Here is a 15,474-nt window from a genome sequence, read left to right as displayed (position 1 = left end):
CATCAGAAAAAGGTTTTCCTGGCAATAATCCGCTACAACCGTAGGTAAGTATCAGTCTACAGGACACCTTATGGCGCAGCTTACGTTTGATCATCCGGGTCCGCTTGCCAACGGACAATTTGTCATCACCCCTCTTCTCCAGCGCATGATCGATGATGCGCAGCCTGGCGATACCCTCGTTATTCCTGCTGGCCGCTTTTTAACCGGCGCGCTGTTTCTGAAAAGTGGCTTATCGCTTTATCTGGCGGAAGGCGCGGTATTGCTGGGCAGCGAAAATCTGGCCGACTATCCCCTGATTGAGACACGGGTCGCCGGGATTGATATGGTCTGGCCTGCCGGGATCGTGAATATAAATCACTGTCATGACGTACAGATCGGCGGTCCGGGTACTATTGATGGTCAGGGTGCAGTCTGGTGGCATCGCTTCTGGGGCGAAGATGAACAGAGTGGTATGCTGGCCGACTACAGCGCCCGCGGTCTGCGCTGGGTGGTGGACTACGACTGTCAGCGTCCGCGCAATATTGTGGTTTACCACAGTAAGAATATCACCCTGAATAATTTTACCAGTCGCGAGTCCGGTTTCTGGAATCTCCATCTTTGCTATTCATCGCACGTTACCGTGACCGGCGTGCAGATTGCGAATTCCGCGGGTCCCAGCACCGATGGTATTGATATCGACGCCTGCGAACAGGTCCGCGTGGAAAAGTGCGTGGTCTCCTGTAACGACGACAATATCTGTATCAAAGCAGGCCGGGGTAAGGAGGCGGCGCAAAAGGCCGTCAGCGCCAGGGATATTACTATCCGCCACTGCACGCTTAATAAAGGTTCCGGGATTACGATCGGCAGCGAAACCTCCGGCGGTATTGAGCGGGTGACCATTGAACACAATCAGTTTAACGGCACCGGCGTCGGTTTTCGCATCAAATCGGCCCGCAATCGCGGCGGGTTTATCCGCGATATCACGGTACGACATCTGTCGCTCACCGACGTCACTTTTCCGGTCATGATCCAGCTCAACTGGTTTCCGCAGTATAGCTACGGCGAGAAAAGCAATCTGGCCGATAAACCGCCGCACTGGCAAAAACTGGCGGAGGGCGTTGACGGCGAAGCGGGCTTAACGCAGGTATCACGTTTGACGCTGGACCATATTTCCGCGCGCCGGTCGGGAGATGCGATTTTTTCGCGTGCTTTTTTTATTGAAGGCTATCCTGAACGGCCCGTTGACAAGCTTCAGTTGTCATCCATTACGATTGAGGCGACCGAGTTTGGTAAAATTTCTGGCGTGAGCAGGCTGTCGTTTAATGATGTACAGGTGAGCGCATCCGCGGCAACCTGCGATGATAACGATAGCTATGAGCGGTAGTTGGCCCTGCGCCGCCAGGCACAGGGCAGGAGGATCAGTGGTGCAGCATCTCGTCAACCACCTGCTCGTTGGTCAACTGGAACGGGTAATACGTCGGCCAGTTATCCATCTCCTTAAGCAAGGCGTCCTGTGAGGTGTTGCCCATAAAGATATGGTAGTGAGCCGACTGGCGGGGCGCGATAATATGATCGCTGAACTGGACGTACTTCGGCGCTTTGCTGCTGGCGTCTTTACACTCGAATAAGTAGCGAACGCCCTTCTTGCCAGAGGTATAGGTCAGGATCTTATGTCCGGCGTAGTCGTACTTACAGGAATCCACTTTGTCGCCGGTATGGAATTCCATAACCCCATTTTCAATGCCGATAGTCGCAACATCAGTGACGTATCCCTTACGGTAATATTCCTTAATGTCCTCGAAGGTTTTGCTTTTATCCTTTTCAGCTTTCTTTTTGAACACCGGGTCCAGATCGCCACTGACCAGCAGCGGATAAACGGACTGCCATACGCCGTCCCAGTCCGACAGAGTGCGGTCCTTAACGTCCTTATTGTCAAAAACGCCCTCTGCTGCTTTCTGTTCTACCTCAGTTAACGGTTTGCCGTGTGAATGGTGTGCGTGAGACAGCGCCTGTCCGCTGACCAGCAGCGCGCCCAGTGTCATCGCCAGAGTTTTGTAATTAACCGCCAAAATAGTTCCCTCAATGTGCTGTTGATATTTGTTGTTACAATATAACATAACAAATCATGACGCAATGATAGTCTTCCTTCACGCATTACGTGGCGCTGGAGGTTAATGCTTCACTATGTGAAGCACTTTGCGCCAGCAATCTTTGATAAACCTCACGCAACCTGTTACTGCACTCGCCAGCCTGCCTGCAATCCCTACACTCAGCGTACTGACAACAACAACATCACACCGACTGCTACCCTGCTTAACCTCAGGAGGTTACATGGAACAAACAGGTATTCACTACGCCGGAGACGATGCTGCCGGGCAGCAGAAAATGCCGGCCAGACGCACCGCCAAAATTATGCTGTCAGCGGGTGTCGGTCACTTTATCGAGTGGTTTGACTTCGGGCTTTACGGCACGCTGGCCGCGATTATCGCCAGCAACTTTTTCGTCAGTAGCGACCCGGCGGTCGCGCTGCTGAAATCTTTCGCCGTATTTGGCTCAGGCTTTCTGATGCGTCCGCTGGGCGGGCTGTTCTTCGGCTCAATGGGTGACCGCCTCGGACGACGCAAAGTACTGGTGACGGTTATCGTCATTACCTCGATCTCAACCTTCGTGATGGGGATCCTGCCGACCTGGCAGCAGGCGGGGATCCTCGCTCCCATTCTGCTGGTGCTGACTCGTCTGGTACAGGGTTTTGCCGCAGGCGGCGAAAGCTCGGGCGTCATTACTTATCTGGCGGAAAGCGCGCCGCCGCACCGCCGGGCGACGCTCACCTGCTGGAGCGAAAACTTCAGCTTTATGGCCTTTGTTTGCGGGTCCGGGCTGGTGCTTTTCCTGACGCATATGCTGGGCGAGGCGGCGATGAATGACTGGGGCTGGCGCATACCGTTCCTGCTGGCGGCGCCGTTGGGCCTCGGCGGGCTGTATATGCGGCGCAATATGGAAGACTCCGCCGAATTTCATAAGCTGAAAGCCAGCGGCAAACTGGAAAAATCGCCGCTGCGTAAAACCCTGTCCACCTCCATGCGCGCGCTGCTGTTCTGTACCGGTTTTGTGGTGGTCAAAGCGGTGAGTAGCTGGGTGCTGCAATCTTTTATGCCCGGCTATCTGTCTACGCATCTGCACTATAGCCGCACCGATTCGTATCTTATCACTACACTGGGACTGTTAAGCGTGGCGATCTGTATGCCGCTTACTGGCTATCTTTCTGACCGCTGGGGAAGACGCCCGCTGATGCTGATGGGCTGTGGTGGATTCATGCTCCTGACGTATCCGGCGATGCTGGTGATGAGCCAGGGTTCGGTTGCCAACGCCATTGCCGCCATGAGCATGCTCGGCGTCTTTGTTGCCATGTTTAACGGCGGCTGCGGCGCGGCAATGGTGGAACTGTTCCCCACCGCGATCCGCTACGGCAGTATTGCCATCGCCTATAACCTGACCGTTGCGCTGTTTGGCGGCGTCACGCCGCTGGCCTCGGCAAGCCTGATTTCCTGGACCGGCGACCCGCTCTCTCCTGCATGGTACGTCATGATTACCGCGCTTATCTCTTTTATCGCCGTGTGGTTCGCCAAAGAAACCGCCGGCAAGATCCTCGATTAACGTGACCTGGAGTTGTTATGAAAATCAGCCAAGTTGAATGCTTTCCCCTCAGGATCACGCCGCAACAGGCGTATCTGGGCGGCAGCGTCAGTGAAGAGCAGGCGGATTACTACTACCGTCCCGAGTATCGCTGCGTCTATTCACGCAAAATGGAAACCTGCCTGGTAAAAATCACTACCGACGATGGACAGGTTGGCTGGGGCGAAGCGCTGGCGCCGGTGGTGCCGCAGGTGATTGCCGAACTGATTACCCACTTATTCGCGCCGCTGCTGACCGGGCAGTCGCCCTTCGCCAGCGCGGTCCTGAATTCACAAATGTATGACGCGATGCGCGATCGTGGGCATATCACCGGCTATCACATTGATGCGCTCGCGGCGGTGGATATCGCACTTTGGGATCTGAAAGGCAATATTCTCGGCCTGCCCGTTTATCAACTGCTTGGCGGCGCGTATCGGGACACGATTCCCTGTTATGTTTCAGGGCTGCCGGAACCCGATCTTGCGGCACGTTGCGCACTGGCAAAACGCTGGCAGGAAAAAGGCTTTACGGCAGTAAAACTCGCGCTGGGCTACGGCGTGAAAGAAGACGTCGAGAATGTCCGCGCCATCCGGGAGACCCTGGGCAAGGACGCACAGATTTTTCTCGACGCCCACTGGAACTACAGCGTCGCGCAGGCGGCGGAACTGGCGAACGCGCTGCATCCGCTGGGACTGGGCTTTCTCGAAGCGCCGTTACTGCCGGAAGATATCGCCGGACACCGCGAGCTGCGCGCGAAAAGCCCGATCCCTGTGGCTCTGGGCGAAACGGAGCGTACCCGCTACCAGTTTAAACCGTTTATTGAGCAGCGCGCCGCCGACATTCTCCAGCCGGACGTGGGCCGTACCGGCATCAGCGAACTCATGCATATCGCCGCGCTGGCGGAAACGTGGAATTTGCAGGTTGCACCGCATCTCAGCGTCGGGCTGGGTCCGTGCATCGCGGCTTCCCTCCATGTGGCGGCGGCAATCCCGAATCTTTTTATGCTGGAGTATCAGCCGCCCGTCTTCGCCATCGCTAACCAGTTACTTAACACGCCGCTGATTTGCGAACAGGGGCATTATCAACTCCCGCAGACAGCCGGGTTGGGTATTGAAATCAATGAAGATCGCGTTCGCGCATCCGTTATGGGGGCAACATGTTAAAGGGTAATGTGCCAATTCTGGCAACGGCGTTTGATGAAAATGGCGAGGTGGATTTCGCTTCCATTGAGAAGCTGGTGAGATTTCTGCTCGATCAAGGCGTGGACGGGCTGGCGCTGTTCGGCAATGCATCCGAGGGCTACGCGCTCACCGGCGGTGAAAAAGAGGCGCTGTTTGCCTGCGTGAAGCGGCTGACGGGCGATCTGCCGCTGGTAGCCGCTGCGGGCGGTGCTTCTGCCGCGGTGGCAATCGAGGATATTCAGCGCGTCCAGCGCTGGGGCGCGCAGGTGGCGATGGTCAACCCGCCGTCGGTGGTCAAACCCGGTCCGGAAGAGATTTACCATTTCTGGCGCGATATCTGCCATGCCTGCGACATCGACATTATGATCCAGGATGCGCCGCTGATGACCGGCGTCACGCTGCCGGTCCCGACGCTGGTTAAGCTGTGCCAGGATTTCCCGTCCATCAAATACATCAAAGTGGAACAGCCGCCGACCACCTTAAAAATCACCGCGCTGAAGACGGCGCTGGGCGACAGCATCGGTTTGTTTGGCGGGCTGAACGCTGGTTTTCTCTATGAAGAACTGCGCCGGGGGATAATTGGCACCATGCCCGCCTGCGAATTTCCCGATGTGATCAATGCTATTCTCCACGCCTGGCAGCGAGATCGCCGCGAAGCGCAGGCGCTGTTCTATCGCTACCTGCCTTTCCTGCGCTATGGCGTTCAGCCTGGCATCGGTGTGGCGGTACATAAAACAGTGCTACATCAGGCCGGGATCTTCGCCACCGATGTGGTGCGCGAACCGGCAAAACGCATTGATGACGTGACGCGGGAAGAACTGCGCGACCTGACCGATGCGCTGTCGCTGGCGGCGCTGGGGGTCAATTGATGAACTATATTGCCGTTGACTGGGGCACCAGCAATTTTCGTGCGATGAGCGTGCGCAATGGCGAAGTCATTCGCACCGTGCAGGACACCTGCGGCGTTGGCAAATGCCAGCGCGAGGCGCTTGCGGCTATTCTGCGTGAACAACTGCTTCGGCTGGGCGATGCGTGGGATGAACGCCTGCCGGTGCTGTTATGCGGGATGATCGGCAGCAATATCGGCATTGCCGACGCTGGCTATATGGAACTGCCGCTCAGCTTCTCCGATTTAACGGGCAAAGGGCGGGCGCTGCCGGGCATATTGTCCAACCCACTGACCCTGCGTCCCGGCATCTGCGATCGCCGGGCCAACGAGGTATGCCGGGGCGAAGAGATGCAACTGGCTGGCGCGCTGACCCTGAGCGATAGCACAACGTTTGCCGCCGTCGGCACCCACAGTAAATGGATGACGGTGGATCGTCAGCAGCAGCGCGTCGAAAGCCTGCAAACGCTGATGACCGGTGAGCTTTATCACCTGGTCCTCAATCACTCGGTGGTCGGTAAAGGGCTGCCTGCACAGATAGCGTCGCCCGAGGCGTTTCTCAACGGAGTGGCGACGGCTCAGTCCATTGAACGCCATGAAAAGGTGCTGGTTAGTGAACTGTTCCGCTGTCGCGGTCGGTATATTCTTGGAGAACTGGAGCCGTCGGCGGCAGGCGCATGGCTGTCCGGGCTGCTGATTGGTCATGAAATACTTCAGGGCCATCCGGGGGACGCGCCGGTTTGCTTTATCGGCAGCCGTGAACTGCTTGCCCATTACCAGCAGGCCAGCGACGCGCTGGGACTTCCCTGCTCTATCCTTGAGGCTGAAACTGCGCTCATTGCCGGACTGAATGAGGTCTTCCGTCATGATAGTTGATAAGCAGATCGTTGCCATTTTGCGCGGCATTACGCCGCCAGAGAGCGTGGAACAGGTCGCGTGCCTGCTGGATCATGGCATTACAACGGTAGAAATCACCACCAATTCGCCCGACTGGGCGATCAGCCTGAAACGCGTGCGTTCAGCCTTTGGTTCGCGCGTGCAGCAGGGTGCGGGAACCGTCTTAACGCCTGACCATGTTGAAACCTGCGCAGCGGCGGGCGCGGAATTTATTCTGACGCCGAATCTCGACTCGCGCGTGGTGGAAGCCGCGAAACGCCACGGCCTGCGCGTGTGCGCGGGCGTGTTTACCGCCAGCGAGATTTTCACCGCCTGCGAACTGGGCGTGGAGGTACTGAAGATATTTCCGGCCGCCGCGCTGCCGTTGAATTATCCGCAGATAATCAAAGGCCCGCTGTCTTCCGCCGCTATGTTCTCCGCGGTGGGCGGCGTGGATGTGAATAACGCAGCGGAATATCTGCGTTATTACGACAGCGTGGGCATTGGCTCATCCCTTTATCGCCCCGGCCAGCCCGTTTCACTCACCGCCGAACGCTGTCAGATATTATTGAACGCCGGGAAATGACTCCCCGCTAATTTTTCGCGCCGCCGAGACTAAAAACTGGCGCAGGCTCTCAATATTTACGCGATCGCCCTGAATATTCGACAACGCGATCGCCGCCTGCATGCCAGGAATAATACAGGCCAGCCGGTAATCATCAGGTCCGTAAGCTTTGCCAAACACCTGATGATGTCTGGCCTCTTCAATGTCTTTTTTCAGCAGGTGGTAATCATGTATGCCGAGGCGATCGATAATTTCCTCATCGCTCATTGTCGCCAGCAATTTAATCCCAATCACTGAATCGCGTACCGGAAACGATTCATAATTACCGATCGCACGGGCGATACTTTTCCCGCCGCGCGTATGCAGCAAATAGACCACGTCCTTGCCGCTCAACACGCCAATAACGATGGAGACCGAATGGCTTCCGGTCTCCTCCAGCATATCCAGCACCGCCGTATAAAACGCCGAGTTATGAATAGCGCTGGCGGAGAGGCGGTGGATCCCCATTCCCAGGCTGTATTTTCGTTTGGCGTTTTGCTGCACCATTTCCAGCACCAGCAATGTTTGCATCAACCGTGTTACTTTTGCCGAATCCAGATCCAGCATACGACCGATTTCACGGATGCCGAATGGCCGGGAGCCGGTAGCCAGTAGATTCAGACAACGGAAGGCATCGTAAACGGTGCTGTTCATGTTACTCGCCTGGTAAGTGAGAAAGGCGTATTTTGACGTAATAATGACCGGGCAGGCCAGCATATTTAATTATCACCACCGGAGATAAATCACGCTTTTCGCAAAGACAGCTACTATTACGCAAGCGATTGAAACTCGCTTTACAGGTCTTAAGAGGAATGCCGATGCTTGTGCTGTGGAACACCCTGATCGTTCTGGCAACCGTCGCCGCGATGGAAATCATCGCTACGCTGGCGCATAAGTACATCATGCACAGCTGGGGCTGGGGATGGCACCTCTCCCATCATGAGCCGCGTACCGGCTGGTTTGAGGTCAACGATCTTTATGCCGTGGTGTTCGCGCTACTGGCGATTGCGTTGATTGCCGTGGGGACCGCAGGCGCCTGGCCGCTGCAATGGATTGGCGCGGGTATGACGCTGTACGGCGCGCTCTACTTTATGGTCCATGACGGGCTGGTGCACCAGCGCTGGCCGTTTCGCTATGTGCCGCGCCGGGGCTATCTGAAACGATTGTATATGGCGCATCGTCTGCATCATGCGGTGCGCGGTAAAGAAGGCTGCGTCTCGTTCGGCTTTCTGTATGCGCCGCCGGTGGAAAAATTACAGGCGACGCTGCGCAGCCGCAGGCGGGAAGCGCACCGTGAGACGCTTAACGCACGGGGCGCTGCCACAGCCCGGACGGACGTGGCAGAGGAGAAGACACACGAGAGCGGAGTGCCATAGATGCCCCTTTCAGCAGCAGCGCCAGCTTCTCCGATCGTGATGTACCCTGCCGTGTATCCCAGGCGCGTGCGCCCGCCGCGCTCACTTTAATGCCAATTTCACGGTAGACGCCATGCGCTGAGGCAATCGCCCAGGCAGAGCGCAACGGTAGCCCGGAAAGCCCTGCCCGCGCTGAGTCATAGTACGGCTCGGCTTCCGTCACCAGCCGCTGCGCCAGTCGGGCAACTTTTTCCCGCTGTGCCGGATCGCTGACGTGCGCAACCGCTATCTTCTCAGCCGCCAGCCACTCTGCGGGAAGATAACAGCGCCCTGCCTCAGCATCCTCCACGATGTCACGGGCAATATTGGTTAACTGAAACGCCAGTCCTAAGTCACAGGCCCGGTCCAGCACCGCCTCATCACGTACTCCCATAATGCGCGCCATCATCAGACCGACCACCCCCGCGACGTGATAACAGTAGCGCAGAGTGTCTGCGAAGGTCTCATAGCGGGTTTCACGCACGTCCATCGCAAAACCGTCCAGATGATCGAAGGCCAGCTGTGGGAGAAGCGCGTGCCGCGTCGCCACCTCCTGGAGAGCCGCAAAAGCAGGTTCCTGCACCGGCGCGCCGGAAAACGCGCGCTGTGTCTGCGTTTCAAGCATCAGCAGGCGCTGTGACGCAGTGGCATCATTCTGCGTCCGGGAGGGAAATCCCAGAGCCTGACCATCAATTACATCATCACAATGACGGCACCACGCATACAGCATCAGCGCGCTACGCCGGGTCGTCGCATCAAAGAGCTTCGCGGCGGTGGCGAAGCTTTTCGAGCCTGCCGCCATGGTATCAGTCGCGTGATCCATCAGGGTACTGTTGCTCATAAAAGCGCCTCCAGCATCAGTCCGGCGGTCGCCTTCGCTGAGCCAATCACGCCAGGGATCCCTGCGCCAGGATGCGTTCCCGCGCCGACAAGGTACAGATTCGAAATTTGGCTATCGCGATTATGCGGCCGGAACCAGGCGCTCTGCTGCAGGATCGGCTCAATGGAGAATGCCGATCCCAGATGGGCGCCTAACTGGTCGCGAAAATCAAACGGCGTAAACATACGGTGCGTGACCAACTGCTCGCGCAGGCCGGGCATATAATGCTGTTCAAGATAGGCAAAAATACGGTCGCGCAGACGCGGTCCTTCGACCGTCCAGTCCAGATTAGCCGTGCCTAAATGCGGTACGGGAGCCAGCACGTAATAACTGCCGCAGCCCGGCGGCGCGAGGGACGGATCGGTGACGCACGGCGCGTGCAGGTAAAGCGAAAAATCCTCCGCCAGCGTAGCCTTAGTAAAAATATCGGCAATGAGTTCTTTATAGCGCGGGCCAAAACACACGGTGTGGTGGGCTAACTGGCTGTGGTGATGATTCAGACCAAAATAAAGTACAAACAGCGAGTTGCTCATCCGTTTGCGCTTCAGAGAAGCCGCGCGCTTCGCGCCCACAGGATGATGGCCCAGTAATGTTTCATAGGTATGCACCACATCTGCGTTTGACGCCACGGCGGCGGCTTCAATGCGTCGGCCATCTTTTAGCTGAACGGCTTTGATGCGCGAGTCTTCCACCTCCATTCCACTGACCTGGGCATTCAGTTCCAGCGTGCCGCCTAAATCCTGAAAAAGTTTCACCAGCCCCTGCACCAGCGCTCCGGTGCCGCCGCGAGCAAACCAGACGCCCCACTCCCGCTCCAGGGCGTGAATAAGTGAATAGATAGAGGAAGTAGCAAACGGATTGCCGCCGACCAGCAGCGTATGAAATGAGAAGGCCTGCCGCAGTTGCTCATTCTGAATAAATGTCGACACCATACTGTACACGCTGCGCCAGGCCTGCAGCTTCGCCAGTTTGGGGCCGGCACGCAGCATATCGCGGAAGGATAAAAACGGTACGGTGCCGAGTTTCAGATAGCCTTCTTCGAACACAGCCTGCGAATAGGCGTGAAAACGCCGGTAGCCGTCGACGTCCTGCGGATTAAAACGTCGAATCTGCGCTTCCAGCCTCTCCTGATGGTTATCATAATCAAAAACCTCCCCCGTCTCCCAGCACAGGCGGTAAAACGGCGTGACCGGCAGCAGATCCACATACTCTTCCATTCGCTTCCCGCTGAGCGTAAAAAGCGCTTCAATTGCCCCAGGATCGGTGATCACCGTTGGCCCGGCGTCAAAGGTAAACCCCCGATCCTGATAAACGTAGGCGCGTCCGCCCGGCTTATCGCGCTGCTCAAGCAATACCACGGGAATACCATTGGCCTGAAGACGAATGGCTAAGGCGAGGCCGCCGAAACCGGCGCCGATGACTACTGTTTTACTCATTATGGAAAGCTCGCAGCCGGGAAGAAGAGTTGAGCACGACCCGCAGGGCTTCCCCCACCGGTACCGGTGGTTTCCCCATCAGGATCCGCGCCATATCGGTCAGCCTGAGCTGACCGGCGTAAAAGCGGGCAATCAGCCCATCATTTAAACCGTAAAAACGCTGCATGACCTGCCACCGCCGATCGGGGCGTCCGGCAAGGAACAACATGCGGTTAAGCAGGCGGAAAAAACGCTGTCTACGCCACTGATGGAGCGCCGTCTGCTGGATCAGGTGAAACAATGCCGCGGACGAGAGATCCTGTTGCCGGCTAATGGCATCGGCAAGCTGAACCGCCTGCGGCAGAGAGTAGCCGGTTGTCGCATGAAAAAGCCCGGCCCGCAGGCCGCTACAGGGCTGATCCTGTGCCTCATTCCAGAAGGCGCGGGCATTGCCGGCGAGCGTAATCGGTAAACTTCCCTGTTCTTCACGTACCAGCCGATCCAGCCTCCAGCCCTGCTGCTGCGCGTATTCCGCGATATGCTGACGCAAGACCGTGTTATCGAGAGTGGCGCGATCGATGTAATGGGTATCTTCGATTAACAGCTCGGTGGGCGACAGGGGCAACGTATAAACAAATCGATATCCGCCGCGCTGATCGACCGTGGCATCCATCAAAATGGGCCGCGTCAGACCGTGCGGTTGACGGAGCCGCCACTGCTGGCCTAAAAAAGCCTGACGGGCGGCGATCAGATGCGCGCTGGCGCGATACCCGCGCCCGTCAATCACTGCCGTCGCCGTCAGCGTCCGCCCGTCGTCAAGCGTAACCGCCTCCGGCGTCACGCTGATAGCAGAAACCCCGGTCAGCAGGTCATCGCCCATCGCCTGCGTGATAACCGGCGCAAAGCGTTCTGAGGTTACGCTAAAATAGTCGCCGGGCAGGGTACGACGGTGTGTCGGGAAACGAACGTCATAACCGGACCAGCGGTACGCTACCAGCGGGGCCAGCCAGCGATGTTGTTCGGCTGAGAGATCGTCCTGATGAAACGACCAGGTATGATTGCCGCCGGGCCGCGCGCCAGCCTCCAGCATCAATACCCGCAATTCCGGGCGCTGCTGCCGCAGCCGCAACGCAATAAGCCCATTTGCCAGACCGCCGCCAACGAAAATCAGATCCCAGTGCTGCATTGTGCCCTCCCTGCCAGCACCGGGCGACGGGTGGTTAACGCCTGTTCAACGATGTGGGCGGCCAGGACGGCGCCTCCCGCCTGCCCGAGCGCGGGTTGCAATGCCGTCAGGCGCTCCCGGTAGCGCGGATTATTCAGCAGTTCATCAAGATGCGCAGATAGCGTATGGCGGCTGGCATAGCGTGATGCCCGACGACCGATACCGCTGTAGACCACGCGCGCCGCCACGCCTGGCTGATCGAACCCCAGCGGGATAGCCAGCACCGGCGTCGCGCTGGCTATCGCATCCATCACGGTATTCAGTCCGGCGTGGGTGATCACAACCTGCGCCTGACGCAATATCGCTGGCTGATCGGCAAAGTCGACGGTCCTGGCACCGATAGCATTCAGCCGCGTCGTCTGCGCCAGCGTTAATCCCCCACAGTGGGCAATCAGCAGCCGCGCCTCAGCCCGTTGACAGGCGTGCGCAATGGTGCGAAATAAACGGAAGCGATGGCCCTGAAGCGTTCCCAGCGACGCAAAAACCAGTGGCTTTTCACTCTCCATTTCGGCAGGCGTGAACGGTGCAGGCTGAGCAGGACGCAGCGGCCCTACCGCATGAAAGCATGCGGGCAGCCTGCGCGGAAAATCGAAGCCGGGAATGGTCTGACCGATCTGCGCCAGCGATGAGAGGCAGTCGTGCAATCCGCGACGTTCGCCGAGGCCAAACGCGCGGGCGTAACGCGCAATCACGTTGCTCTGTCGCCGCATGAGTACGTCATAAACCCGGGTGCTGGAGCGAAAAATCTTTTTGCTGCGCGCATCGGTGGCATAGAGAAACGGCATTACCGCCAGCGGGATAGTCGCATCGCGATTGACCGGCAGCGCGCAGGCCACCGACACAAACGGCAGGCCCAGCATCTCAGCGACCAGCCCGCCTGAGGGTTCCATCTGATCAACAATCACACCGTCGACGCCATTTTTTTCCAGCGCAGCAGGCAGTTCCCGGCACAGCATGTCGGTGGTGTACGCCAGATTATCAATCATCCGCAAAATGCCCATTCCCGAAGGCCGGGCGGCAAGCGCCAGCGTTCGCGCCAGACTGCCGGGCGGATGACTGCGTGCACCCACGGCATAAAACGCGATCCGCTTATCACTGAGCAAGGTGCAGGCTTCCGCCTGCTGGATAAACGTAATCCGATGCCCACGCGCCATAAGCTGCTGGGCCAGCGCTTCCAGCGCGCGGACATGACTATAAAAAGGAGGGGTAATGACCGCAAAGTGGCCCATTACACACGCACCAGCGTAGCCTGACGAAGCTGTTCGAGGCTGGCGCTACCGGTGCAAAAGCAGGCGATACGTAACTGATCGATGATAATCTGAAAATGGTCCACCACCGCCTGCGCAGAGGAAGTTGCGCTTCCCAGAACGCCTGCAGCCTGGCTTACGATGCTGGCCCCTAGCCGTAACGCTTTCGCTACATCGATACCGTCCACGATCCCTCCGGATGCGATCAACTGCGCCTGCGGTAATGCCTGATGTAGCTCATGTAGCGCCTGTGCAGTGGGGATCCCCCAGTCGGCAAACGCCATTGCCACGGTACGATCGTGAGCCGTCGTCGCTCGCTCTCCCTCTACGGCTGCCCAGCTGGTGCCGCCAGCGCCAGCCACATCCAGCATGGCGATACCTGTTTCCAGTAAACGACGCGCGACGCCAACGGATACCCCGGCACCGACCTCTTTAACGATCACCGGAACCGGCAGGGCTTTTACCGTCTCTTCAATCGCATTGAGTACGCCGCGCCAGTCGCGATCGCCGTTGCGTTGCAGAGCTTCCTGTAAGGGATTGAGGTGAACGATCAGCGCATCAGCATCAATCATTTCTACCGCCCGGCGGGCGTAATCCTGGCCTTTCCGGGACGCAATTTGCGCTGCGCCCAGGTTGGCCAGCAGAACGATGTCGGGCGCAAACTTGCGCAGCTCACGCGTCAGGCCGCTGTTCACATCGCTCTCCAGCGCAACGCGCTGCGATCCTACGCCCATCGCCAGCCCCAGGGTTTGCGCGGCTTGTGCCAGATGACGATTAATCTCCGCTGCGCGGCTGGCACCTCCGGTCATCGATCCGATGAGCAATGGCGCACTGAGGGTTTTACCAAACAGCGGGGTCCGAAGATCAATATCATCCAGGTTCAGCTCAGGCAGCGCACAATGGTCAAAACGCCACTGCTCGAAGCCCGTTGTGCACTTCCTCACGGCCGCCGTCGGATGAAACACGATATCCAGATGGTCGTTTTTACGTTGAATCAGATCCTTCATCAGCACTCCGGTAAAGACCAGTCCAGACCAAACATCGCTTTTTGTTTATCAAACCAGGCCCGCATAAATCGCCTTGTCGAAGTGCCTTTATCACAGGCGCTTGCCAGATGCTCGTCGGCACTCCGCAGATGTTCGCGCAACCGCTGGTGCACGGCCTCCGCGCCCAGCATTTCAACCAGCGTGGATTTACCGTTATCCTGATTGATATCTTTACCGGTGCCGCTTACCCCATCGGTTAAATCATCCATCAGTTGAAAAACCAGCCCCAGATCCTGCGCAAAACAGCGCAGACGCTGGCGCGCCTGTACAGGCGCATCGGCAACAATCGCCGCCATTTGCAGCGTGGCATCGAATAAACGGCTGGTTTTAAGATCGTTCGTCAGGAGGATAGCTTCAGCGCTGCGCGCCTGCTTACCTTCAACAAGATCGCGATACTGGCCCTGAACCAGCCCCTGCATACCCACCGCCGAAGAAAGCTCCGTGACCGCCTGCGTTTTGACGCCGGGCGGCAGCGCGTTCGCCTCCGCCACCACGCCGAACGCACGGCTGAGCAGCCCGATTGCCGCGAGGATGGCAACGCTTTCGCCATATTGGCGATGAATCGTCGGCATGCCGCGCCGCTGCATGGCATTGTCCATGCACGGGATATCATCCAGCATCAGTGAGGCAGCGTGGATCATTTCCACCGCACAGGCCAGATCGAGAAGCCCGGGCTTTTCAACGTGACACCCTAAGTCTTGCGCCGTTAACAGCAATAACAGCGGACGTATGCGTTTCCCCGCTGCCAGCGTCCCTCCCCGCATCGCCTCACAGACCAGATCCTGCTGATTGCCGACGGGTAATAACTGCTCAAGGCGTTGCTGCAGTGCAATACGCAACGCCTTCATTTCATCTTCGTCATTTACATTCATTTGCGGCTACTTACTTGTCGACAGGTTGCATTGGCAAAGCGTAGCGTAACATTGTGAAATTTGCTTTTGAGAGAAGAGATTATGCGAGGGCTTTACATAAGATTAATTTTTAAAGAAGCTCGATGAAAGCGCATATGAACAGGGGCAGTGCTGCAAACGGGAGTATGACGGAAAACTACGCTTTATTAGCCTGGATA

15 protein-coding genes are annotated in these 15,474 nt (G+C 57.6%); 7 read left to right on the top strand and 8 right to left on the bottom strand.

The annotated features are described in order from the left end of the window. The first annotated feature begins 70 nt into the window (after positions 1–70). On the top strand, positions 71–1,363 hold the full coding sequence (locus ACMGGS_RS12390; protein ID WP_414162915.1) for a glycoside hydrolase family 28 protein: 1,293 nt from the start codon (positions 71–73) through the stop codon (positions 1,361–1,363). A gap of 34 nt (positions 1,364–1,397) precedes the next feature. On the opposite strand, the gene zinT is transcribed toward ACMGGS_RS12390, so the two are convergent. Next, positions 1,398–2,051 (bottom strand): metal-binding protein ZinT, encoded by a 654-nt coding sequence (gene zinT / locus ACMGGS_RS12385; RefSeq protein ID WP_414166263.1) that lies wholly within the window; start codon positions 2,049–2,051, stop codon positions 1,398–1,400. 259 nt (positions 2,052–2,310) lie between these two features. Between zinT and ACMGGS_RS12380 the strand changes: the two genes are divergently transcribed. The 5 genes from ACMGGS_RS12380 to ACMGGS_RS12360 are packed head-to-tail and all read left to right on the top strand — an operon-like array spanning position 2,311 to position 7,180. Beyond that, positions 2,311–3,633: an MFS transporter gene (locus ACMGGS_RS12380; RefSeq protein WP_414162914.1), complete on the top strand. Its 1,323-nt coding sequence runs from the start codon at positions 2,311–2,313 to the stop codon at positions 3,631–3,633. 17 nt (positions 3,634–3,650) lie between these two features. Then, a complete protein-coding gene (locus ACMGGS_RS12375) occupies positions 3,651–4,814 on the top strand; it encodes a mandelate racemase/muconate lactonizing enzyme family protein (protein WP_414162913.1) in 1,164 nt (387 codons plus the stop codon). Beyond that, a complete protein-coding gene (locus ACMGGS_RS12370) occupies positions 4,808–5,701 on the top strand; it encodes a dihydrodipicolinate synthase family protein (protein ID WP_414162912.1) in 894 nt (297 codons plus the stop codon). Before ACMGGS_RS12375 ends, ACMGGS_RS12370 begins: the two co-directional genes overlap by 7 nt. Then, positions 5,701–6,594 (top strand): 2-dehydro-3-deoxygalactonokinase, encoded by an 894-nt coding sequence (locus tag ACMGGS_RS12365; protein WP_414162911.1) that lies wholly within the window; start codon positions 5,701–5,703, stop codon positions 6,592–6,594. Before ACMGGS_RS12370 ends, ACMGGS_RS12365 begins: the two co-directional genes overlap by 1 nt. After that, positions 6,584–7,180, top strand: coding sequence for a 2-dehydro-3-deoxyphosphogluconate aldolase (locus tag ACMGGS_RS12360; protein ID WP_414162910.1), 597 nt, complete (start codon positions 6,584–6,586; stop codon positions 7,178–7,180). The genes ACMGGS_RS12365 and ACMGGS_RS12360 overlap by 11 nt, the downstream gene beginning before the upstream one ends. Here ACMGGS_RS12360 and ACMGGS_RS12355 read toward each other — a convergent pair. Next, positions 7,160–7,852 (bottom strand): helix-turn-helix domain-containing protein, encoded by a 693-nt coding sequence (locus ACMGGS_RS12355; protein ID WP_276163938.1) that lies wholly within the window; start codon positions 7,850–7,852, stop codon positions 7,160–7,162. The genes ACMGGS_RS12360 and ACMGGS_RS12355 overlap by 21 nt on opposite strands. Before the next feature lie 164 nt (positions 7,853–8,016). Here ACMGGS_RS12355 and ACMGGS_RS12350 point away from each other — a divergent pair, with 164 nt between their 5' ends. Continuing rightward, positions 8,017–8,574 carry a sterol desaturase family protein gene (locus ACMGGS_RS12350; protein WP_414162909.1) on the top strand — a complete coding sequence of 186 codons (558 nt, stop codon included), beginning with the start codon at positions 8,017–8,019 and terminating at the stop codon, positions 8,572–8,574. On the opposite strand, the gene crtB is transcribed toward ACMGGS_RS12350, so the two are convergent. From crtB to ACMGGS_RS12320, 6 genes are read right to left on the bottom strand one after another with little or no spacing between them, the layout of a single operon-like run. Continuing rightward, positions 8,501–9,433 carry a 15-cis-phytoene synthase CrtB gene (crtB, locus tag ACMGGS_RS12345; protein ID WP_414162908.1) on the bottom strand — a complete coding sequence of 311 codons (933 nt, stop codon included), beginning with the start codon at positions 9,431–9,433 and terminating at the stop codon, positions 8,501–8,503. The two genes, ACMGGS_RS12350 and crtB, sit on opposite strands and share 74 nt — an antisense overlap. Further along, a complete protein-coding gene (locus ACMGGS_RS12340; protein ID WP_414162907.1) occupies positions 9,430–10,908 on the bottom strand; it encodes a phytoene desaturase in 1,479 nt (492 codons plus the stop codon). Before ACMGGS_RS12340 ends, crtB begins: the two co-directional genes overlap by 4 nt. Continuing rightward, on the bottom strand, positions 10,901–12,073 hold the full coding sequence (crtY, locus tag ACMGGS_RS12335) for a lycopene beta-cyclase CrtY (protein ID WP_414162906.1): 1,173 nt from the start codon (positions 12,071–12,073) through the stop codon (positions 10,901–10,903). The genes ACMGGS_RS12340 and crtY overlap by 8 nt, the downstream gene beginning before the upstream one ends. After that, positions 12,055–13,341, bottom strand: coding sequence for a glycosyltransferase (locus ACMGGS_RS12330; RefSeq protein ID WP_414162905.1), 1,287 nt, complete (start codon positions 13,339–13,341; stop codon positions 12,055–12,057). The genes crtY and ACMGGS_RS12330 overlap by 19 nt, the downstream gene beginning before the upstream one ends. Next, the gene (fni, locus tag ACMGGS_RS12325) at positions 13,341–14,366 is read right to left on the bottom strand and encodes a type 2 isopentenyl-diphosphate Delta-isomerase (RefSeq protein ID WP_414162904.1); all 1,026 of its coding nucleotides are present in this window, start codon (positions 14,364–14,366) and stop codon (positions 13,341–13,343) included. Before fni ends, ACMGGS_RS12330 begins: the two co-directional genes overlap by 1 nt. Further along, the gene (locus tag ACMGGS_RS12320; protein ID WP_414162903.1) at positions 14,366–15,277 is read right to left on the bottom strand and encodes a polyprenyl synthetase family protein; all 912 of its coding nucleotides are present in this window, start codon (positions 15,275–15,277) and stop codon (positions 14,366–14,368) included. Before ACMGGS_RS12320 ends, fni begins: the two co-directional genes overlap by 1 nt. Between the last annotated feature and the right edge of the window lie 197 nt (positions 15,278–15,474).

This window comes from Superficieibacter sp. BNK-5, from assembly GCF_047456055.1.
In the GTDB taxonomy this organism is placed as follows: domain Bacteria; phylum Pseudomonadota; class Gammaproteobacteria; order Enterobacterales; family Enterobacteriaceae; genus Superficieibacter.
Note: the sequence above shows the minus strand (reverse complement) of the source record. Positions and strands in the feature narration are given on the sequence as shown.

Bases quoted from the DNA above. Each gene is read 5' to 3' on its own strand.
- ACMGGS_RS12350 (WP_414162909.1), top strand. From the start codon at position 8,017: ATGCTTGTGCTGTGGAACACCCTGATCGTTCTGGCAACCGTCGCCGCG.
- ACMGGS_RS12330 (WP_414162905.1), bottom strand. From the start codon at position 13,341: ATGGGCCACTTTGCGGTCATTACCCCTCCTTTTTATAGTCATGTCCGC.
- ACMGGS_RS12320 (WP_414162903.1), bottom strand. From the start codon at position 15,277: ATGAATGTAAATGACGAAGATGAAATGAAGGCGTTGCGTATTGCACTG.
- ACMGGS_RS12365 (WP_414162911.1), top strand. From the start codon at position 5,701: ATGAACTATATTGCCGTTGACTGGGGCACCAGCAATTTTCGTGCGATG.
- ACMGGS_RS12360 (WP_414162910.1), top strand. From the start codon at position 6,584: ATGATAGTTGATAAGCAGATCGTTGCCATTTTGCGCGGCATTACGCCG.
- fni (WP_414162904.1), bottom strand. From the start codon at position 14,366: ATGAAGGATCTGATTCAACGTAAAAACGACCATCTGGATATCGTGTTT.
- ACMGGS_RS12375 (WP_414162913.1), top strand. From the start codon at position 3,651: ATGAAAATCAGCCAAGTTGAATGCTTTCCCCTCAGGATCACGCCGCAA.
- ACMGGS_RS12380 (WP_414162914.1), top strand. From the start codon at position 2,311: ATGGAACAAACAGGTATTCACTACGCCGGAGACGATGCTGCCGGGCAG.
- ACMGGS_RS12340 (WP_414162907.1), bottom strand. From the start codon at position 10,908: ATGAGTAAAACAGTAGTCATCGGCGCCGGTTTCGGCGGCCTCGCCTTA.
- ACMGGS_RS12390 (WP_414162915.1), top strand. From the start codon at position 71: ATGGCGCAGCTTACGTTTGATCATCCGGGTCCGCTTGCCAACGGACAA.
- ACMGGS_RS12370 (WP_414162912.1), top strand. From the start codon at position 4,808: ATGTTAAAGGGTAATGTGCCAATTCTGGCAACGGCGTTTGATGAAAAT.
- crtB (WP_414162908.1), bottom strand. From the start codon at position 9,433: ATGAGCAACAGTACCCTGATGGATCACGCGACTGATACCATGGCGGCA.
- crtY (WP_414162906.1), bottom strand. From the start codon at position 12,073: ATGCAGCACTGGGATCTGATTTTCGTTGGCGGCGGTCTGGCAAATGGG.
- ACMGGS_RS12355 (WP_276163938.1), bottom strand. From the start codon at position 7,852: ATGAACAGCACCGTTTACGATGCCTTCCGTTGTCTGAATCTACTGGCT.